We start from the raw sequence: 18,761 nt of genomic DNA on the forward strand, positions 1-18,761 counted from the left end.
CGCCGCTTTCCGGCAAACCATCGGCCACTACTGCTTTTGAAACCCCGTACCGCGGGCAACTTTCCCCCAGAATGCGGTCCTGTTGGCCACTTCGGTCCGGAAGGTCCCGGCATCCCAGTAACCCGGCTCGGCGCCAATGCTTTCAGCATAGGTCCGCATGTCCGCGGTAGTCATGGCCCTGGCAACTTCCTTCTGGATGCGATCCAGCACATCAGCGGGTGTGCCCTTGGGTGCCCACAATCCGGTGAAATTCATGACACTGTAACCACCGACGCCGGCCTCGGCGAAGGTAGGGACGTTTGCCAGCGCAGGCAAGCGTTTCGTGCCGCTGACGGCCAGCACGGTCAGCTTGTTGCCCTTGACCTGTCCGATGACGCCCGGGATGGAGGCCATCTGGAAGTCGACGGTGCCGCTCAGCAGCGCAACCGTAGCCTCCCCGGCGCCCTTGAACGGCACATGCATGAAGTGCGCGCCCGCCGCGATGCCAAGCGCTTCGCTCGCAAAGTGGGGCGTGGAACCGGGCCCGCCGGACCCATATGAGACCTTGTCATCGGCTTTCGCCGCGGCAATCAGATCGGTCAGGGTCTTATACTTTCCCCCGGCTTTGACGACCACGCCCATCGGCGCAAACACGTATCCCGCAACCGGCTGCAGATCCGTTGCAGGATCAAAGGGCAGCGTTTTGAAGATGTGGGGCAGCAGCGCATAGGTCGTATCGTTGGCCAACAGCGTGTACCCGTCCGGCGCGGCGCGGGCGACCTGGGCCGTTCCGATCGTTCCGGTCGCGCCGGCCTTGTTCTCCACGTAGAAGCTCTGGCCTGTCTGCTCGGAGAGCCGCTGGGCCATTTTTCGGGTGACGGCGTCTACGGCGCCGCCAGGCGGGTAAGGCACGACGATCTTGACGGGCCTGGCGGGCCAGCCCTGAGCTTGAGCCACCGTCGACAAGGCGGCAAAGGCTGCGAATGCCACCGCTTGGAGCTTCCACGCTCCGCGTACTTTCTTTTGCATGCTGTCTCCATCCAGCGAGAGATATTACTGGCCGCGATGGCTCGATAACGGCCAGCGCGTGCGCCGCAGGCAGTCTGCCTGTCTTGCGGTTGATCAGGCTCCCAATGCGGCTACCGTGGGTGAAGCGCCCTCGCGAGAACGGTCAAGCACCGCAATGGTGTTGGTCGCCGCCGCCACGCCCATATTGACGTATGCCGCACTGGTGACGCCCCCGATATGCGGGCTCAGCACGAATCCAGGCTGCCCCTGGAAAATATGGGGCGACGTCATCGGCTCGCGCGCAAAGCTGTCCAGCCCCGCCGCCGACACGCGTCCCGACCGAACCGCGTCGAGCAGCGCCGCTTCGTCAATCAGTCCGCCCCGGGCGGTGTTGACGATCATCACGCCCGGCTTGCAACGCGCGAGGGTGCCGGCATTTACCATTTCCTTGTTGTCCGCCGTCAAGGGGCATTGCAGCGAGATGACATCCGACGTTTCCCAGATCGTCTCGAGCGGGACAACTTCGACATAGTCCGGCAGATCCGTGGCGAACGGATCGAAGCCAATCACACGCATGCCGATGGCGTCGCACATTCTGGCGAACCGGCGGCCGATGGCGCCCAGGCCAACGAGCCCCACGGTACGGCCATTCAGTTCCACGCTCTTATGGGTCGCCTTGTCCCAGTGACCGGCGTGCATGCGCGCATCGAGCTGCACGACTGACTTGGCACACGCAAGCATCAGCGCGAGCGCATGTTCGGCGACGGCGGCGGCGTTCGCGCCGGCCGCCGCGGTCACTTCGATGCCGCGCTCGGTCGCAGCGGCTTTATCGATGGTATCGGTTCCGGTGCCGTGTTTCGAAATCACCTTCAAGGCCGGCGCTGCATCCATCACTTCCGCAGTCACCCTGCCGTAGCGAACAATGATGGCGACGGGGTCGTGCTTCCTTGCCAGAGCCACGAGATCGGCCGTCTCGGGGGTCTTCCCGGCGAACACGATTTCATAATCGCCCAACAGCGCGACGGCTTCCGGCGCGAGGTCCGCCCCCGTGACGACGATGACAGGTTTCGTCACAGTGCTTCTCCCTGCTTCAAGACGCCCGCGGTCACGAGCGATGCCATTAGCCAAGGCGCCGTGGTATTGCCCTCCTTGATCTGCGCGATGCGCCTGGCCTCTGCCTCTTCCTTCTGTGCAGCGACATCGAGCAGGGCTTCGATCTTCTCGCGCTCCACCACGACCAGCCCATCGGCATCGCCGCAAATGAAATCACCCGGGTTCACCGTGACGCCCCCCACGGAAACGGGGTGCCCGATGCGGCCGCCGACTTCCTTGGTGGGGCCATTGGGGTTCGTGCCGACCGAAAAGACAGGGAATTGCATTTCGTCCAGCTCGAGGCTGTCTCGAACGGCGCCGTCGATCACGACGCCGGCCAGGCCGCGTTGGCGAGCCGCATGCATCATGATCGTTCCCATCAGCGCCGAGGTCTGGTCGCCTTTGCCGTCGACCACCAGAACATCGCCCGGCTGCGCCAGGGCCAGTGCCGCGTGGATCATCAGGTTGTCACCGGGGCGAACTTCGACGGTGAAGGCAGGGCCGGCGACCTTCATGGTTGGGCGCAAGGCCTTGATGCGGCCATGAAGCGCACCGCGGCGTCCACCGACATCGGAAAGGATTGCCGGCTGGAATTTGGCGGCCCGCGCCACGATTTCTGCAGGCACGCGCTCAAACGTCTTGATGATGTTGGGGAGGGTCATGGCTGACTCCAGTGGATTCAATGAATAGGATGGGATAGGAAGAAGCGGGCGTCAATCCAGCCTTGTGCCGGACGCCTTGATGACGGATGCCCAGCGGGCTATGTCCTGCCTGACCAGCGCACTGAACGCCTCCGGCGTGCCGCCCAGCACCGATGCACCTTGTTCATTCAGCTTCCGGGCAAGCGCGGGGGATGCGAGGGCCTTGTTGAACTCGGTGTTGAGGCGCACCACGATGTCCTTCGGTGTCGCGGCAGGCGCGACGAAACCGAACCAGGTCGCGGTATCAAAGCCGGGGTAGCCCGACTCGGCGACTGTCGGCACCTGAGGCAGGTCTTGCACGCGCTTCGGAGAGGTGACCGCGAGCGGCCGTAGCTTGTTGTTCTTGATGTGCCCCAGCAACGATGGGACAGATGCCATGTACAGGTCGACTTGTCCGCCCATCAGGTCGATGACTGCCTGCGCCGCGCCCTTGTATGGAACATGCGTGAACTTCACCTTTGCGATCGTCTGAAGCAGTTCGCCGCCAAGATGTGCCACCGTTCCGTTGCCCGGCGACGCGAAGTTGATGGCCCCGGGCTTCGCCTTGCCGGCCTGAATCACGTCCGCCAGCGTCTTGTAAGGCGAGTTGACGGGGGTCACCAGGACGAGAGGCGCGGCGGCGACCAGGCTGATGGGTGCGAGGTCCTTCAGCGGGTCATACGGCAACCGGTCATACAGCGAGGGATTGATGGCAAGGTTGCTGGTCTGCCCCAGCACGATGGTGTAGCCATCGGGCGGTGCCTTGGCGGCTGCGTCCACCCCAAGGTTGCCGCCTGAGCCCGGCTTGTTCTCCACCACGAAGATCCACCCCGTCGCCTTGCCGATCGTATTGGTCACTTCCCGCGCAATGATGTCGGTCCCGCCGCCGGCGGGAAAAGGAACGATGACTCTGATGGGCTTGGCGGGGTACTGAGGCGCTGCATACGTGGTTGCGCATGCCACCACCAGCCCTGCTGCGAGGACAAACATGCAGCGACGGGAAATTGCCTTCATTACTGTCTCCGGATCTCGTTTCGTTATGATCCGGATTGTTGCCGCTCGTTTCACGGCGTACAATTGCGTTTCGTACCGTGCAACGCGTTCCGCTTTATGAACCGCAAAAGCAATCTTGAAGGCACCCCAACCGGCGACGACGCCGCAGGCGGCGTGATCGCGGTCACTCGCGCCCTGCGGATCCTCGAGGCCTTCGGCATCAATGATCCTCAGCTGTCCCTGGCCGAGCTGAGCCGGCGCACCGGCATCCACAAGACCACCGTGCTCCGGTTGGCCCGCACGTTGGCGGCAGACAACTATCTGGTGCAGAAGGAAGACGGGAACTGGCGCCTGGGGCGTGCAGCCGGATGGCTGGGCGCGTGCTATCAGGCAACCTTCAACGTGCAGGAAGTCGTGGAGCCGGTCCTGCGGGAACTGACGATCAAGACTGGGGAAAGTGCTTCGTTCTATGTCCGTGAGGGGCAGCAGCGGACATGTCTTGTGCGCGTCGAAGGACCGCAGGCCATCCGCCATCACGTCAGAATCGGGGCGGCGCTGCCCCTGGACAGCGGTTCCCCTGGCCGGGTCATACTGGCATTCTCAGGGGAACCTGGCGAACTCTATGAAATGATCCGCCGCCGCGGCTTCCATCTGTCGCTTGGCGAGCGCGAGCCCGAAGTCTCTAGTGTGTCGGCACCCGTGTTTGGATTGCATTGGCGGCTGCTCGGCTCAATGTGTATTTCGGGACCGACCTCCCGCTTGAGCGAAGCGCGTTTGCTGGAACTGGCCCAGACAGTCGTCGACGCTGCGACCAGGCTCTCCTATGCCATGGCGGGCAGCCAACGGCCTGCGATGCACATTGAGAAGCCGTCGACCTGGCATCCGTGATATCCGACAAGTTCTGCTGCTTCCAATCGTTCCGGGCAATGACCGCCGGCTCTTCGTGGAGGAAGCGCCGTACCGACACAGGATGTTCAGAGGGCCTGGATTGCCAATAGCATGTAAATTTCCGCCATTCCCGCCTTCGCGGGAATGACAGTCAGAGACCCGCCTGCCTCCATACCATCGATATCCATGTCAGCAAATACTTCTCCAGACCTGAAACTGCCTCCCGCCGCCCGGCCCGGCCAGCCGTTGTCGGCCATCGATACGCCGTCGCTGGTGCTCGACCTGGATGTGTTCGAGCGCAATCTCGACCACATGCAGCAGGCCGCGCAGCAGGCTGGCATCCAGCTGCGCCCGCACGCCAAGGCACACAAGTGCCCGGGCATTGCGCTGGCACAGGTCGCGCGCGGTGCCGTCGGCATCTGCTGCCAGAAGGTGAGCGAGGCCCTGCCGTTCGTGCAGGCCGGCATCCGCGACATCCACATCAGCAATGAGATCGCGGGGCCCGCCAAGGCCGCGCTGCTGGCTGAACTGGCGCGGCACGCACGGCTGAGCGTTTGCGTGGACGATGCGCGGCAGGTGGAAGCGCTGGCCAAAGCCACGGCAGAAGCCGGCAGCCGGATCGGCGTCTTTGTCGAGATCGATGTCGGCCAGGGACGCTGCGGCGTGGCCGATGCCCCGGCGGCGCTGCGGCTGGTGGAACAGATCGCCGCGCACGCGCAGCTCGAACTGCGCGGCTTGCAGGCCTACCACGGCGGCATCCAGCATGTACGCGGCTGGCAGGCCCGGCGCGAGGCGGCCAGGCTGGCGGCGGCGCGCACCGCCGCCGTGCTGAAGGCGCTCAACGCCGCCGGCGTGCGCTGCGAGACCGTCACCGGTGGCGGCAGCGGCAGCGTCGAGTTCGACCTGGGCAGCGGTGTCTACACCGAGATCCAGCCGGGCTCGTACATCTTCATGGACCGCGGCTACGGCAGCAACGAGGCCACCGGCAGTCTGCGCTTCGAGCACAGCCTGTTTATCGCCACCACCGTCATGAGCGTGGCAGCCGGATCGCGCGTGGTGGTCGATGCCGGACTGAAGTCGATGTCCGTCGATTCGGGCCTGCCGTGGATCTGGCAGCACGGGGCAATCAGCAAGACGCTGGACTACATCGCCGCCAACGATGAGCACGGCATCATCGTCCCGGTACCGGAGACTGCGACACAGGCATTGCCGGGCCTGGACACGCAAGTCCTGCTGGTACCCGGCCATTGCGATCCGACGCTGAACCTGTACGACGAGATCGTCGGCGTGCGCGCCGGCAAGGTTGAATGCGTGTGGCCAGTATCGGCACGCGGCCATAGCCGCTGAGCGGCACGCCATCTGATACGGTCTTTTTCCCAGCTTTTGATTCTGTTCCGCAGCGGCGTGCCGGGCTAGCATCGGTCTCTGAAGCAAGCGGCCCGGATCGCCGCTCCGCAGGTGCGACCGAATGTCGCCCTGCGGCGTTACGGGTGCCGCTTGCGGCGCAGGCGGCGTACACTACGCATCACCGCACGCGCCACAGGCCCGCGCCCTGGCGCGCCTGCCGACCTCCCCGGCCGCCCCCGCTACACTGGCCGGGCCTCGACAGCGTGCGCAAGGCCTGCGCCACGGAGAACAAGACATGTTTGGTTTGACCGCGCTCGACCTCGCCCGTATTCAGTTCGGCTTCACTGTTTCCTTCCACATCATCTTTCCCGCGATCACCATCGGCATGGCCGCCTACCTGGCCGTGCTCGAAGGTTGCTGGCTGCGCACCCAGCGGCCGGTCTACCGCGATCTCTATCACTTCTGGTCCAAGATCTTCGCCGTCAACTTCGGCATGGGCGTGGTGTCGGGGCTGGTTATGGCCTACCAGTTCGGCACCAACTGGAGCTTCTTCTCGGAGTTCGCGGGCAGCATCACCGGCCCGCTGCTGACCTATGAAGTGCTGACGGCCTTCTTCCTGGAGGCCGGCTTCCTCGGCGTGATGCTGTTCGGCTGGAACCGCGTCGGCCCCGGGCTGCATTTCTTCGCCACGGTGATGGTGGCGCTGGGCACGCTGATCTCGGCCACGTGGATCCTGGCCTCGAACAGCTGGATGCAGACGCCGCAGGGCTACGAGATCATCGCGGGCCGCGTGGTGCCGACCGACTGGTTCAAGGTCATCTTCAATCCCTCGTTCCCTTACCGGCTGGTGCATATGAGCGTGGCCGCGTTCCTGGCGACGGCGCTGTTCGTGGGCGCCTCCGCCGCGTGGCACCTGCTGCGCGGCCGCGACAACCCGGCCATCCGCAAGATGCTGTCGATGGCGATGTGGATGCTGCTGATCGTGGCGCCGATCCAGGCCGTGATCGGCGACATGCACGGCCTGAACACCCTCGAGCACCAGCCGGCCAAGATCGCCGCGCTGGAAGGCCACTGGGAGAACAAGGGCGAGGAGGCGCTGCCGCTGATCGTGTTTGGCTGGCCGGATATGAAGCGTGAAGAGACGCGCTTCGCCGTCGAAATCCCGCGCCTGGGCAGCCTGATCCTGACCCACACCTGGGACGGGCAGATCCCGGGCCTGAAGGAATTCGCACCGGAAGACCGCCCCAATTCCACCATCATCTTCTGGTCGTTCCGCGTGATGGTGGGGCTGGGCGTGCTGATGATCCTGCTTGGGATCTGGAGCCTGATACTGCGCCGCGGCGACGGCCTGTTCCGCTCGCGCGCCTTCCTGCGAGCGGCTTTGTGGATGGGCCCGGCAGGACTGATTGCACTTCTGGCCGGCTGGTACACCACGGAGATTGGCCGCCAGCCCTGGGTGGTCTATGGCCTGCAGCGCACTGCGGATGCGGTCTCGCCGCACGGCACGCCGGAACTGGCGGTGATGCTGGTGCTGTTCGTCGTCGCGTACTTCTTCGTCTTCGGCGTGGGTATCGCCTACATGATGCGGCTGGTGCGCAAGGGCCCGGTCATCGGCGAAGGCAAGCCCGAGCCCGAGGGCGGCCCGGGGCGGGAGCATACGCCCGCACGCCCGCTTTCCGCCGTCGGCGACGATGAAGTCCTGGCGCCCAACCAACCCGCCCCCAGCCGGAGCTGACATCATGGGTATCGATCTCTCTCTGCTCTGGATCCTCATCATCTTCTTCGGCGTGATGATGTACGTGGTGATGGACGGCTTCGATCTCGGCATCGGCATGCTCTATCCGTTTGTGCCGGACAAGCATGACCGCGACGTGATGATGAACACCGTGGCGCCGGTCTGGGACGGCAACGAGACCTGGCTGGTGCTGGGCGGCGCGGGCCTGCTGGCGGCCTTTCCGCTGGCGTACTCGGTGGTGCTGAGCGCGCTGTACCTGCCGCTGATGCTGATGCTGCTGGGGCTGATCTTCCGCGGCGTGGCGTTCGAGTTCCGCTTCAAGGCCAACGACCGCGAGCGCCCGGTGTGGGATGCGGCGTTCATCGGCGGCTCGCTGACGGCGTCGTTCTTCCAGGGCGTGGCGCTGGGCGCGTATATCGACGGCATCAAGATGGACGGCCGTGCCTTTGCCGGCGGCCCGCTCGACTGGCTGGCGCCGTTCCCGCTGTTCTGCGGCGTGGGCCTGGTGGTGGCCTACACGCTGCTGGGCAGCACCTGGCTGATCATGAAGACCGAGGGCGCGCTGCAGCAGCGCATGGTGCGGCTGACCGGATCGCTGGGCTGGCTGCTGCTGGCGGTCATCGGCGTGATCAGCCTGTGGACGCCGCTGACGCATCCCGAGATTGCCGAGCGCTGGTTCAGCTTTCCCAACCTGGTCTGGTTCTCGCCGGTGCCGATCCTGGTGGCGCTGTGCCTGTTCATGCTGATGCGCGCGCTGCGCCGCGCGCCCAACATGGCACCGTTCATGTATGCGCTCGGGCTGGTGTTCCTCGGCTACAGCGGGCTGGCCATCAGCGTGTGGCCGAACATCATCCCGCCCGGCATCTCGATCTGGGACGCCGCAGCGCCGCCTCAAAGCCAGGGCTTCGCGCTGGTCGGTGCGTTGTTCATCATCCCATTCATCCTGATGTACACGGTCTGGGCCTACTACGTGTTCCGCGGCAAGGTCCGTCACGGCGAGGGCTACCACTGATGGCTTCCGAACGTCCCGGCCTGCCTGTCTGGCTCAGGCGCGTGGGCTGGCTGGTGTTGATCTGGCTGGCCAGCGTGGCGGCCCTCGGTGTGGCCGCGTGGCTGCTGCGCCTGGTGATGCAGGGCGTGGGCTTCCGCAGCTGAAGCCGCCCCGCCGCCGGCTGGCTACCGCTCCCGCATAGCCGGCAATCGCCCCGATTTCTTTCCTTCCCTGGCCGCGCGATCTCCCCGCGCGGCCTTGTCACATCTGGCTTGTCTGCAATGCCTCCAAGAATCCGAATAGGTCCATCAGGATTCTTTGGCCCTCTGTCACTGCGGTGACAACCCCGGTTCTTACTCTGCGAGCGCATTGCGGGGAGCGCAATGTGCCACGTGGCGCATACCGCGCCCGGCACACAACAAAGCAGTGACTCAGGGGAATGAGAGATGGCAAGTATCCATGCATGGGCACGACATGCTGGCCTGGCGCGCAGCCTCGCGCTGGCCGGCGCAGTGGCCGCTACCTTGGCCGCATGCGGCGGCGACGGTTCTGAATCCACCGCCAGCACGCCGCAAGACTCGGCACAGACACCCCCTACACCCGACGGCAGCAAGACCAGCAAAGTCCTGCTGATCGGCATTGATGGCGCCACCTACTCACAGGTCCAGAGCGCGATCGTGCGGCGCGAACTGCCCAACCTGGCCCAGTTCAACCTCGTACCCTCCGCCACCGGCGGCATGCCCGGCACCATCACGGCGCAGGCGCCGCTTGATGCGCCGAGCTGGGCCACGGTGCTGACCGGCGCCTGGGCTAACCGGCATGGCGTGACCGACGATACCGGCGCCGTTGCACCGCAGGTGCCCAGCCTGTTCCGCTATTTCCGCGCAGCGGGCAAGGCCGGTGTGCAGCTTGGCGGCGCCACCAGCTCGACGGTGCTGCCTGCATTGCTCAAGGGCGAACAGGACGCCGGCAACCTCGATACGCTGGTCGACTGCGCCGGCATCGACAGCTGCGTGACGCAGAACGGCGTGAAGCTGGTGAAGTCGGGCTACGGCCTGGTGTTCGCGCAATACAGCGCACCGGCGGCTGCCGCTGAATACGACGGCTTTGGCAGCGGCAGCTACACCACGGCACTGGCTGGCGTGGACAAGGCGCTGGGCGAGTTGCTGGCCGCCGTGGCCGAGCGCGGCAAGACGCAGCCGGGTGAAGACTGGCTGGTGATGGTCACCACCAGCCACGGGCTGGATGCCACCGGCGCCACCACCACGGCGCCCACCGTGGAGAACCGCACCGCCTTTATCGCCCTCAACAAACCGCTCAACGCTGCGCTGGCAACGGTAGGCGCCGCAGCACCGGCCACGCCGGCTGTACTGTCGGCATTGCCGACCGAAGCCGATATCGTCCCGACACTGATGGCGCACGCCGGTATCGCCATCGATCCCGCCACCAGCAAGCTCGATGGCGCCGCGTTGAACACTACCAGCGCGGGCGTGCGCGCCATCAATGCGGGCGTAGGCCGCTACAACGACTCGGTCGAGCTGAGCTGGCAAAACGCCACCGCGTCCTACGGCGTGACCCGCCTGCTGCGCGACGGCGTGCAGATCGCCTCGCTCGCGCCGGGCGTGACGCAGTACAGCGACAACAAGTTCGACATGCCGACCGGCCTGTACCGCTTCAACTACACGCTGGTGCGCAACGAGGTACCGGTGTCGTACCAGGCGCAGATCAACTACGTGCGACCGGTCACGCTGGCCACCACGCTGCGCGACAACCTCGCGATGTACTTCAGCATGGACGCCAAGCCGCCGGTCGACGCCAAGGGCGGCGCAACGCTCGGTCCGTGGGTGGCCGGCACCGACGGCGGCACGCTCAGCGCCGACAACTTCGGCGCCAGGGCCTTGCGCGTGGATTCGAATGTCGATGCCTACAAGCTGGCGCAGAACGGCGCGGACGTCACGCTCAGCCCGCAGTTCACCATCGGCTTCTGGTTCCGCACGGACTGCACGCAGGGCAACGGCACCGGCGAACCGATCCTGTCGAACAAGAACTACGTCTCGGGCTCCAATGCCGGCATCGCCTTCGGCCTGTTCGGCAGCTGCGAGGTGCGCTTCAACATCGGCAGCGGCGGCAAGCGCGACGACATCAACGGCATGAAGGTCTCCGCCAACCAGTGGGCGTACCTGGCGCTGTCGATCGACGGCGCGGGCAAGAAATTCAGCGCCTACATCGTCGACCCGATCCTCGGGCTGCAGAAGGTCGAGAACAAGGCCATCGCCAATACCGACGTCGCCAAGCTCAACGGACTCGGCGTATGGGGCCTGAACGACGACGCCACCCACAACTATGTCGGCAACAACGCCGGCTCGCTCAAGGGCGTGATGGAGTTCAACGACCTCGCCATGTGGACGCGCCAGCTGACGCTGGACGAACTGAAATCGATCAGCGGATCGCGCCAGCCGCTTTCCAACCTCAATCCGTAAGCACCGTCGAGAGAGAAACATCATGACCCACCTCTTCAGCACCCTGGCCCGCTCGCGCTGGCTGGCCGCCCTGCTGCTCTGCGCCGCGCTGACCGCATGCGGCGGCGATTCCGCCGACAACGCCACCGGTACGCCCGGCGGCTCCACGGAAACGCCCACCGGCGGCAACGAGCCCAACCAGCCGCCCGCCGTCAAGCCGTCCATTCGCTGCGCCCCCTGAGCACACGCACGCCGCCTGTCCTGAACCAATCCGGCCACTGACCGAACATGAACTCCAACAGCAGACGCAGTTTCCTGAAGCTTGCCGGCAGCAGCGCCGCCGCCACCGCCGCGCTGGCCGCCTTCCCGCCGGCCATCCGCCGCGCGCTAGCGATTCCGGCCAACAACGCCACCGGCACCATCCGCGACGTGGAGCACGTGGTGATCCTGATGCAGGAGAACCGCTCCTTCGACCACTACTTCGGCACGCTCAAGGGCGTACGCGGCTTTGGCGACCGCTTCCCGATTCCGCTGGCCGGCGGCCTGAACGTCTGGCAGCAGACCTACATCAACGGGACCACCACGCGCACCGTGCTGCCGTATCACCTCGACAGCACCGTGGGCAATGCGCAGCGCGTCAATGGCACGCCGCACTCGTACCCCGATGCGCAGAACGCCTGGGACCTGGGCCGCATGAACAAGTGGCCGACCTACAAGAATACGCAGTCGATGGGCTTCTACACGGAGGCGGAACTGGACTTCCAGTTCGCGCTCGCCAACGCCTTCACCATCTGCGACGCCTATCATTGCGGCTTCCATGGCGGCACCAACACCAACCGCCTGTTCCACTGGACCGGCACCAACGACCCGACCGGCGCGAATGGCGGCCCGTCCATCGACAACAGCGGTGATTCCTTCACCGGCTCCAATACGCCGTACACGTGGACCACATACCCGGAGCGCCTGCAGTCGGCCGGCGTCAGCTGGAAGGTCTACCAGAACATGCCGGACAACTACACGGACAATCCGCTGGCCGGTTTCAAACAGTACCGCGACGCCAATGCCGCGCGCGGCAACCTGCCCAACGGCAGTCCGTATCCGCCATATGCGCCGAGCGACGAGGCCATCAGCCCGCTGCTGAAGGGCATCGCCAACACCATGCCAGACAGCGGCTTTCTGCAGGCACTGCGCGACGACATGGCGGCGGGCAAGCTGCCGCAGGTGTCGTGGATCGTGGGGCCGGCGACGTATTCGGAGCACCCGGGGCCGTCGAGCCCGGTGCAGGGCGCCTGGTACACGCAGGAAGTGCTGAACGCGCTGACGGCAAACCCGGACATCTGGAGCAAGACCGTCCTGATCATCAACTTCGACGAGAACGACGGGTTTTTCGACCACGTCCCGCCGCCCTGCGCGCCGGCTTACGACAACGGCACGCTGGCGGGCGCCTCCACGGTTTCGACCGCCGGTGAGTACCACACCGACCAGCACCCGTACGGCCCCGGCCCGCGCGTGCCGATGTATGTGGTATCGCCGTGGAGCCGCGGCGGCTGGGTCAATTCGCAGGTGTTCGATCACACCTCCGTGCTGCGATTCATCGAGGCGCGCTTTGGTGTGGCCGAGACCAATATCAGCGGCTATCGCCGCGCGGTGGTGGGCGACCTGACCACGGCCTTCAACTTCGTCAATCCCAACAGCGCCTCGCTGCCGGCGTTGCCGAGCCGCGACAAGGCCGGCGCCGACGCGATCCGCACCGCGCAGGGCGTGCTGCCGCAGGTGCCGCTGCCGAGTACGTCGGCCCAGCAGATGCCGGCGCAGGCCAAAGGCGCGCGCCCTTCGCGCGCCCTGCCGTACGAACTTCACGTCAGCGCCCGCGAGGATGCCGCCAGTCGCGTGGCGTGGCTGCTGTTCAGCAATACCGGCAAGGCGGCCGCCGTGTTCCACGTCTACGACCGCCTGCATCTGGACCGCGTGCCGCGCCGCTATGTGGTGGAGCCGGGCAAGGAACTGCACGGCAGCTGGGACGTGTTTGCGGCCGACGGCGGCAAGTACGACCTGTGGGTGCTCGGCCCGAACGGCTTCCACCGCGCCTTCAGCGGCGATGTCAGCAAGGTCACAGTCGCCGGCGCCAGCGCGCCGGAAATCCGGGTCTGCTACGACGTGGCCAACGCCGCGGTTTACCTCACGCTGATCAACACCGGCAGCGCCCCGTGCACGTTCACGGTCCAGCCCAATGCGTACCGCACCGACGGCCCCTGGCTCTACGAGATTCCGGCGGGCAAGCAGCTCGAGCAGCACTGGCCGGTCGGCCTGCAGGGCAACTGGTATGACTTCAGCGTGACCACCGCGCAAGGCGGCTTCACGCGCCGCTTTGCCGGGCGCATCGAGACCGGTGCGGACAGCGTGTCTGATCCGGCGATGGGCGCCACCAGCTGATCCTGCCAGCACCGCCAGTTGTACTGGCCATGCCCGTTCCTGTCCCCCCTGGCAGGAACGGGCATGGCCGTTTTGTCATATTGCAGCGCTAGACTGCGCGGTCGTCCCGTCCCTTCCTCCTTTCCCCCTCAGGACAAACATGCTCGGCGACCTGCTGATGACCTTTTATGAAGTGGCGCGCCAGGGCAGCATCACCACGGCGGCCAAGCAACTGCGCGTCAGCCAGCCCACCGTGACCGGCCGCATCCGCCAGCTGGAAGAAACCTATGGCGTCGAGCTGTTCTATCGCCGTGCCAGCCGGGTGGACCTGAGCGATGTGGGCGTGGCACTGATGCCGGTGGTGGAGCAGCTGATGCAGCAGGAGGGCAATGCCGACTACCTGCTGCGCAACGCCGGCAACCTGCTGTTCGGCAACCTGCGCATCGGCGCCACCGGCCCCTATTACATCCTGCGCAGCGTCGCCACCTTCCGTCAGCGCTATCCGGCCATCGACGTCAGCATCGACATCGGCAACTCCCAGCAGATGATCGATGCGCTGTTCGAGTACCGCATCGATGCCGCCGTGTCGTCGCACACCGTGCACGACGACCGGCTGACGCGCATCCAGCTGGCGTCGGACCCGATGGTGCTGGTGGTACATCCGAACCACCCTCTCGCCCGCCAGCCGCATGTGGATATCGCCCAGCTTGCCAGCTGCCACCTGCTGGTACGCGAACACGGTTCGATGACACGCAAGGCCACGGAGACAGCGCTTGCCGAGAGCGGGCACGAGCTGCCGCCGCACACCGTGATCGGCAGCCGCGAAGCCATCTACGAAGCCATCCGCCAGAACCTCGGCGCAAGCGTGGTGCCCGTGGGCGAGGTGCCGCCCGACCCGGCGCTACGGATCGTGCCGTTCGCCCAGGGGGCACCTGTGCTGCACGAATACCTGTACTGCCTGGAAGGCCGGCGCACTACCCGGCTCGTCGGCGCCTTCCTGGATTGCGTGGTGCCGCACGTTCCGGCCACGCAAGCGCAGGCCGCGTAAGGCCGGACCACGAAAACCTTCGATGCCGGCATCAGGAAACTTGTGCCGTTCATCACCGCCCGGTCACCGCGCGGCGGCAAGCTTGCGGGTTTCCCGAACGGAGCCTCGCCGCATGTCCCGCCTTGCCTTGTTTGACCTTGACCACACCCTGCTGCCGCTGGACAGCGAATATGAATGGGCGCGCTACCTGGTCGCCGTCGGCGCCGTCGGCGCGGGCGAGGTGGCCGCGCACAACGCGCGCTGGCTGGAAGCCTACAACGCCGGGACGCTGGATTTCGCCCATCACGCGCGCTTTGCGCTCGGGTTGCTGGCGCGGCACCCGCGGGCGCAACTGGCGCAATGGAGAAGCGGCTTCATGCGCGAGGTGATCGAGCCCGCGATACGGCCCGCGGCGCTGGACATGCTGGCCGGCCACCGAGACGCGGGCGACCTGTGCTGCATCGTGACGGCCACCTGCCACTTCGTGACCGAGCCGATCGCCCGGCGCCTGGGCGTGCCGCACCTGCTGGCGGTGGAAGCCGAACAGGATGCCAACGGCGAGTTCACCGGCGCGCTGGCCGGCGTGCCGAGCTTCGGCGCGGGCAAGATTGCCCGGGTCCACGCGTGGCTGGAAACGCTGGGAATGGCCACGGCCAGTCTTGCCGAAGCCCATTTCTACAGCGATTCGCGCAATGACATCCCGCTACTCGAGCAGGTCGGCTACCCCGTGGCCACCAACCCCGACGCGACCCTGCTGGCGCTGGCCCGGGCGCGTGGCTGGCCGGTCGTGCAATTGTTCGACCGCCGTGAAACCGCCGCATAGTCCGCCGCCGGCGCAGCGCCTATATTGATCCCATGACCGAGCGCGCCGCCTTTGCCGAGTATGACCAGTTGCTGGCACTCCTGGATGCCGGCAGCCGGGTCCTCGACGTGCGCACGGCCTGCGAAACCACGGTCCGCGGCGGCCAACGCTTTGCGGTGTACGTCGCCACGCTCGGCTCCCGCGCCCCGGACGCCCCGGTGATCGGCATCTTCGGCGGCATCCACGGACTCGAGCGCATCGGCACCCAACTGGTGCTGGATTACCTGAAATCCGTGCTCTGCCGGCTGGAATGGGACGAGCTGCTGCATCGCGAACTGCAGTCGGTCAGGCTGCTGTTCATGCCGATCGTCAATCCGGGCGGCATGTGGGCCGCCACCCGCGCCAATCCGAACGGCGTGGACCTGATGCGCAATGCGCCGCAGGACGCCGATGCCCATGTGCCTTTCCTGGCCGGCGGCCAGCGCATCGGTGCCTGGCTGCCGTGGTACCGCGGCCCGGCCGGCGCGCCGATGGAAGTGGAAAGTGCCGCGCTGCTGCGCGTGGTGGAGCAGGAGCTGCTGCCGCGCCAGCTCAGCTTTGCGGTGGACTGCCATTCCGGCTATGGCTGGCGCGACAGCATCTGGTTTCCTTATGCCCGCACGCACGAGCCGATGCCCCACCTGCCCGAGATGTACCTGCTCAAGACCATGTTCGAACAGGCGCATCCGCATCACGGCTACGCCTTCGAGCCGCAGAGCCACCAGTACCTGCTGCACGGCGACCTGTGGGACTACGCCTATGACCGTGCGCAGCCGCATCGCCTGTTCCTGCCGATGACGCTTGAGCTCGGCTCCTGGCTGTGGATCAAGAAGAATCCGCGCCAGCTGTTCTCGCGCGACGGCATGTTCAATCCGATCAAGGCGCACCGCACGGCGCGCGTGCTGCGCCGGCATGTCAGCCTGTTCGATTTTCTCGGGCGGCTTGCCTTTGCGCCCGAACGCTGGCTGCCCAGCGGCGAGCGGCGCCAGCAATTGCTGGAGCAGGCGCGTGCGCACTGGCAGGACGGGAAGGTGCGATGACAACGTGGGTTTTCCTGCGCGGGCTGACGCGCGAAAGCCGGCACTGGGGAACCCTGCCGCAGCGGTGGGAATTGGCGGGGCTCGGCCGGCCGGTGCTGGTGGACCTGCCGGGCAACGGCACGCTGGCGGCAGTCGCCGTGCCGGCCAGCGTGGCAGGCATGGTCAGCGTTGTCAGGCAACAGTTGAGCGACGCCGGCAGGCAGCCGCCCTATCGCATCCTCGCGATGTCGCTCGGGGCGATGGTGGCGGCGAGCTGGGCGCAGGCATTGCCGGAAGAGATCGCGGCGCTGGTGCTGGTCAATACCAGCATGCGGCCCTACAGCCATGCGGCGCAGCGCCTGCGGCCGGCCAACTGGCCGGCGCTGGCCGGCGTGGCCTGGCGATGGACGGATCGGTCGCACTGTGAGCGCGTGATCCATCGCCTGACCTGCGCGCGGGCGGACACGCAGGACGCGGATATCAGGAGCTGGATGGAGATTGCGGCGAGCGCACCGGTCAGTCGTACATCCGCGCTGCGCCAGTTGCTGGCGGCGGCACGGTTCCGGGCGGATGCGCTTGCCCCCCGATGCCCGACGCTGCTGCTGTCATCCGCGGCAGACCGGCTGGTGAACCCTGTGTGCTCGGCGCGTATCGCTCAGGCCTGGGCGGCGCCGCTTCTGCAACACCCCTGGGCGGGACACGACCTGCCGCACGACGATCCGCAATGGCTGTGCGAAGCAGTCAGCCGGATGAATACGGTGACAGCGGACATGGCCACAATGTCGCGTTGAGCGCGACAGCCCCGGCAACTGCCGGGGCATGGCTTTATTCCGGGATGGTGCTGGTCAGCAACTGCGCGGCGGCTTCCAGCCGCTCGGGCGTACCGAACAGCCTTGCGCTGATCAGGCCGTTCTGCAGGGCGCCGAAGATCACCTGCGACAGTTGCGCGGGTGGCAGCGGATATGGCGCACCGCGCAGCGGCTCGGCGCGTTGCAGCAGCTGCGCCAGCCAACGTTCGTGCATGCGCACGAATTCCTGCATGACCGCGCGCACCGCATCCGGCAGCGCCAGCACGTCGGCCGACATCATCCCGACCAGGCAGGCCTGATCGGCGTCCTCCTTGCGCAGAGGGGCCAGGTAGCGCCGGGCCTGTTCGGCAGGCGGCAGTCTGGTATCAATCGCGCCAATCCGTTCTTTCGACCGGGCGCTGTATTCGCGCACCGCTTCCAGGACCAGATCGTCCTTGGACGGGAAGTAATAGTGAATGCTTGAAGTCTTGACGCCGACCAGTTCGGCCAGGTCGCGGTAGCTGAAGCCGTTGATCCCCCGTCGACGAATCAGCACCAGTGCGTGCTCGATCAGTTGTTCTCGTACGGAATGCGTCTTCATGGCTGGACCCCTTGATGCGGGCGCCCGCTCAGGCCGGCAGAGCTTGTGCGACCAGGGTGATAAGCGAACCGCTTACCAGGCAAAGTCCAACCCATCCGGTCAGGATCAGGGCGCTGTCACGCAAATTCATGATGAACTCCGGGAAGCGGGCGAAGCGCAGTGTCTGCGGCTTCGCCCGCTTTCTGTCAGTGGCTGCCGGCCACGAGGCCGGCGGGTAATCAGGCGAGCGCGCCGTCGGTGTACGGGTCGAAGCTGCGGGCCGGTGACGACGACACGCCGCTGCGGTCCAGGCCGGCGACTGTGCGGGCACCGTCGGTGTACGGGTCGAACTTGCCGATCTTGGCGCCGTCGGTGTACGGGTCGAAGCTGCGGGCCGGTGCCGACGACACACCGCTGCGGTCCAGGCCGGCGACCGTGCGGGCACCGTCGGTGTACGGGTCGAACTTGCCGATCTTGGCGCCGTCGGTGTACGGGTCGACCTTGCGGGCCGGCTCCGACGACACACCGCTGCGATCCAGGCCGGCGACCGTGCGGGCGCCGTCGGTGTACGGGTCGGTCTTGCCAACGCGGGCGCCTTCGGTGAACGGGTCGAACTTGCCGGTGCGCGCACCGTCGGTGAAGGCGTCGGTCTTGCCCACGCGGAATTCGTAGCCGTACTTGTCGGCGGGCACCGTGCCGGCCTGGGCAGCACCACCGGCGAAGGCGGCGGCAAGGGTGGTGGCGGTGATCAGGGTCTTGGCGAACTTGGTCATGATGAGCTCCTAATTGGGCGATGTTTCGGGATCGCTTGGATCGGTATCAGTTGCTGGCAAGTCGCTTTTGGTGAAGTTATCTACTAGTAGATAGATAACTGGGCCAAAAAAAAGACCGCCTCCGGTATTGCAATGGTCCTGCTGTCTGT

Annotated in this window: 18 protein-coding genes; 12 read left to right on the top strand and 6 right to left on the bottom strand. The window is 66.0% G+C overall.

Annotation, left to right across the window (positions count from 1 at the left end; all coding sequences use genetic code 11):
• Nucleotides 1-27: 27 nt before the first annotated feature.
• The 4 genes from RM96_RS32980 to RM96_RS32995 all read right to left on the bottom strand — a co-directional run bounded on the left by RM96_RS32980 (nt 28) and on the right by RM96_RS32995 (nt 3,773).
• Nucleotides 28-1,008, bottom strand: a complete 981-nt coding sequence (locus RM96_RS32980; protein ID WP_039015954.1) for a Bug family tripartite tricarboxylate transporter substrate binding protein — start codon at nt 1,006-1,008, stop codon at nt 28-30.
• Nucleotides 1,009-1,101: 93 nt separating this feature from the next.
• Nucleotides 1,102-2,061 carry a hydroxyacid dehydrogenase gene (locus RM96_RS32985; RefSeq protein ID WP_039015955.1) on the bottom strand — a complete coding sequence of 320 codons (960 nt, stop codon included), beginning with the start codon at nt 2,059-2,061 and terminating at the stop codon, nt 1,102-1,104.
• Nucleotides 2,058-2,741 carry an RraA family protein gene (locus RM96_RS32990; RefSeq protein ID WP_039015956.1) on the bottom strand — a complete coding sequence of 228 codons (684 nt, stop codon included), beginning with the start codon at nt 2,739-2,741 and terminating at the stop codon, nt 2,058-2,060. The genes RM96_RS32985 and RM96_RS32990 overlap by 4 nt, the downstream gene beginning before the upstream one ends.
• A gap of 51 nt (nt 2,742-2,792) precedes the next feature.
• A complete protein-coding gene (locus RM96_RS32995; RefSeq protein WP_039015957.1) occupies nt 2,793-3,773 on the bottom strand; it encodes a Bug family tripartite tricarboxylate transporter substrate binding protein in 981 nt (326 codons plus the stop codon).
• A 96-nt stretch (nt 3,774-3,869) separates the two neighbouring features.
• Between RM96_RS32995 and RM96_RS33000 the strand changes: the two genes are divergently transcribed.
• The 12 genes from RM96_RS33000 to RM96_RS33050 all read left to right on the top strand — a co-directional run bounded on the left by RM96_RS33000 (nt 3,870) and on the right by RM96_RS33050 (nt 17,262).
• Nucleotides 3,870-4,640: an IclR family transcriptional regulator gene (locus tag RM96_RS33000; RefSeq protein ID WP_039015958.1), complete on the top strand. Its 771-nt coding sequence runs from the start codon at nt 3,870-3,872 to the stop codon at nt 4,638-4,640.
• A gap of 186 nt (nt 4,641-4,826) precedes the next feature.
• The gene (locus RM96_RS33005; protein ID WP_039015959.1) at nt 4,827-5,987 is read left to right on the top strand and encodes a DSD1 family PLP-dependent enzyme; all 1,161 of its coding nucleotides are present in this window, start codon (nt 4,827-4,829) and stop codon (nt 5,985-5,987) included.
• Nucleotides 5,988-6,282: 295 nt separating this feature from the next.
• Nucleotides 6,283-7,722, top strand: a complete 1,440-nt coding sequence (locus RM96_RS33010; RefSeq protein ID WP_039015960.1) for a cytochrome ubiquinol oxidase subunit I — start codon at nt 6,283-6,285, stop codon at nt 7,720-7,722.
• 4 nt (nt 7,723-7,726) lie between these two features.
• Nucleotides 7,727-8,734 (top strand): cytochrome d ubiquinol oxidase subunit II, encoded by a 1,008-nt coding sequence (gene cydB, locus RM96_RS33015; RefSeq protein WP_039015961.1) that lies wholly within the window; start codon nt 7,727-7,729, stop codon nt 8,732-8,734.
• A complete protein-coding gene (locus RM96_RS38205) occupies nt 8,734-8,877 on the top strand; it encodes a DUF2474 domain-containing protein (RefSeq protein WP_082016824.1) in 144 nt (47 codons plus the stop codon). Before cydB ends, RM96_RS38205 begins: the two co-directional genes overlap by 1 nt.
• 282 nt (nt 8,878-9,159) lie before the next feature.
• A complete protein-coding gene (locus tag RM96_RS33020) occupies nt 9,160-11,193 on the top strand; it encodes a LamG-like jellyroll fold domain-containing protein (protein ID WP_039015962.1) in 2,034 nt (677 codons plus the stop codon).
• Between the two features lie 22 nt (nt 11,194-11,215).
• Nucleotides 11,216-11,413 carry a hypothetical protein gene (locus RM96_RS33025; RefSeq protein WP_039015963.1) on the top strand — a complete coding sequence of 66 codons (198 nt, stop codon included), beginning with the start codon at nt 11,216-11,218 and terminating at the stop codon, nt 11,411-11,413.
• 47 nt (nt 11,414-11,460) lie between these two features.
• Nucleotides 11,461-13,605, top strand: a complete 2,145-nt coding sequence (locus RM96_RS33030) for a phosphocholine-specific phospholipase C (RefSeq protein WP_039015964.1) — start codon at nt 11,461-11,463, stop codon at nt 13,603-13,605.
• 139 nt (nt 13,606-13,744) lie between these two features.
• Nucleotides 13,745-14,632: a LysR substrate-binding domain-containing protein gene (locus RM96_RS33035; protein ID WP_039015965.1), complete on the top strand. Its 888-nt coding sequence runs from the start codon at nt 13,745-13,747 to the stop codon at nt 14,630-14,632.
• Between the two features lie 112 nt (nt 14,633-14,744).
• Nucleotides 14,745-15,434 carry an HAD family hydrolase gene (locus tag RM96_RS33040; protein WP_039015966.1) on the top strand — a complete coding sequence of 230 codons (690 nt, stop codon included), beginning with the start codon at nt 14,745-14,747 and terminating at the stop codon, nt 15,432-15,434.
• Between the two features lie 32 nt (nt 15,435-15,466).
• Nucleotides 15,467-16,492, top strand: a complete 1,026-nt coding sequence (locus tag RM96_RS33045) for a M14 family zinc carboxypeptidase (RefSeq protein WP_039015967.1) — start codon at nt 15,467-15,469, stop codon at nt 16,490-16,492.
• Nucleotides 16,489-17,262, top strand: a complete 774-nt coding sequence (locus RM96_RS33050) for an alpha/beta fold hydrolase (protein ID WP_052279890.1) — start codon at nt 16,489-16,491, stop codon at nt 17,260-17,262. The genes RM96_RS33045 and RM96_RS33050 overlap by 4 nt, the downstream gene beginning before the upstream one ends.
• 34 nt (nt 17,263-17,296) lie before the next feature.
• On the opposite strand, the gene RM96_RS33055 is transcribed toward RM96_RS33050, so the two are convergent.
• A complete protein-coding gene (locus RM96_RS33055) occupies nt 17,297-17,860 on the bottom strand; it encodes a TetR/AcrR family transcriptional regulator (protein WP_039015968.1) in 564 nt (187 codons plus the stop codon).
• A gap of 218 nt (nt 17,861-18,078) precedes the next feature.
• Entirely contained in the window at nt 18,079-18,612 is a 534-nt protein-coding gene (locus RM96_RS33060) for a hypothetical protein (protein WP_052279891.1), read from the bottom strand.
• Nucleotides 18,613-18,761 lie beyond the last annotated feature (149 nt).

Source organism: Cupriavidus sp. IDO, assembly GCF_000812465.1.
Taxonomy (GTDB): domain Bacteria; phylum Pseudomonadota; class Gammaproteobacteria; order Burkholderiales; family Burkholderiaceae; genus Cupriavidus.

Bases quoted from the DNA above. Each gene is read 5' to 3' on its own strand.
- RM96_RS32995 (WP_039015957.1), bottom strand. From the start codon at position 3,773: ATGAAGGCAATTTCCCGTCGCTGCATGTTTGTCCTCGCAGCAGGGCTG.
- RM96_RS33035 (WP_039015965.1), top strand. From the start codon at position 13,745: ATGCTCGGCGACCTGCTGATGACCTTTTATGAAGTGGCGCGCCAGGGC.
- cydB (WP_039015961.1), top strand. From the start codon at position 7,727: ATGGGTATCGATCTCTCTCTGCTCTGGATCCTCATCATCTTCTTCGGC.
- RM96_RS33020 (WP_039015962.1), top strand. From the start codon at position 9,160: ATGGCAAGTATCCATGCATGGGCACGACATGCTGGCCTGGCGCGCAGC.
- RM96_RS33040 (WP_039015966.1), top strand. From the start codon at position 14,745: ATGTCCCGCCTTGCCTTGTTTGACCTTGACCACACCCTGCTGCCGCTG.
- RM96_RS33050 (WP_052279890.1), top strand. From the start codon at position 16,489: ATGACAACGTGGGTTTTCCTGCGCGGGCTGACGCGCGAAAGCCGGCAC.
- RM96_RS32980 (WP_039015954.1), bottom strand. From the start codon at position 1,008: ATGCAAAAGAAAGTACGCGGAGCGTGGAAGCTCCAAGCGGTGGCATTC.
- RM96_RS33005 (WP_039015959.1), top strand. From the start codon at position 4,827: ATGTCAGCAAATACTTCTCCAGACCTGAAACTGCCTCCCGCCGCCCGG.
- RM96_RS33060 (WP_052279891.1), bottom strand. From the start codon at position 18,612: ATGACCAAGTTCGCCAAGACCCTGATCACCGCCACCACCCTTGCCGCC.
- RM96_RS33030 (WP_039015964.1), top strand. From the start codon at position 11,461: ATGAACTCCAACAGCAGACGCAGTTTCCTGAAGCTTGCCGGCAGCAGC.
- RM96_RS33010 (WP_039015960.1), top strand. From the start codon at position 6,283: ATGTTTGGTTTGACCGCGCTCGACCTCGCCCGTATTCAGTTCGGCTTC.
- RM96_RS33045 (WP_039015967.1), top strand. From the start codon at position 15,467: ATGACCGAGCGCGCCGCCTTTGCCGAGTATGACCAGTTGCTGGCACTC.
- RM96_RS33025 (WP_039015963.1), top strand. From the start codon at position 11,216: ATGACCCACCTCTTCAGCACCCTGGCCCGCTCGCGCTGGCTGGCCGCC.
- RM96_RS38205 (WP_082016824.1), top strand. From the start codon at position 8,734: ATGGCTTCCGAACGTCCCGGCCTGCCTGTCTGGCTCAGGCGCGTGGGC.
- RM96_RS33055 (WP_039015968.1), bottom strand. From the start codon at position 17,860: ATGAAGACGCATTCCGTACGAGAACAACTGATCGAGCACGCACTGGTG.
- RM96_RS33000 (WP_039015958.1), top strand. From the start codon at position 3,870: ATGAACCGCAAAAGCAATCTTGAAGGCACCCCAACCGGCGACGACGCC.
- RM96_RS32990 (WP_039015956.1), bottom strand. From the start codon at position 2,741: ATGACCCTCCCCAACATCATCAAGACGTTTGAGCGCGTGCCTGCAGAA.